The organism is Methylobacterium sp. A54F, assembly GCF_053346035.1.
Map to the genome: position 1 here is coordinate 1 of NZ_JBKFBF010000124.1, position 306 is coordinate 306.

Genomic DNA, 306 nt, shown 5'->3' on the forward strand with positions numbered 1-306 from the left:
TAGGGGTTGAAGAGGTCTGCGGAGGCAATCTTCACGGCATCGACCGCGAAGCCGCGCAGCGTTTCAACGCTCGTCTCATCCCACGGCGTGCACATGTAGATGAGGCCCCCCTCAGCCACATAGCCGCGCAGCTCACGGTGCTCCTCGGCGGTCAACTCAACCTTCGCGAGCAGGTCCTTGATGTATTCGACACCGAGATCCCCGGAGGAAGCAGCCCCCGGGGCCTTCCGGTATAGCGTTCCGAAATCCCGGATCTGGAACTTCACCGCGTCGGCACCGGCCCCTCGGGCAGCATCCACCAGGGCC

At 64.1% G+C, this 306-nt stretch carries 1 protein-coding gene; it reads right to left on the reverse strand.

What is annotated here, in order from left to right; genetic code table 11:
- A partial coding sequence (locus ACLBXP_RS25610) for an N-acetylneuraminate synthase family protein (protein WP_447670630.1) occupies window positions 1-266 on the reverse strand: 266 nt, incomplete at its 3' end.
- Window positions 267-306 lie beyond the last annotated feature (40 nt).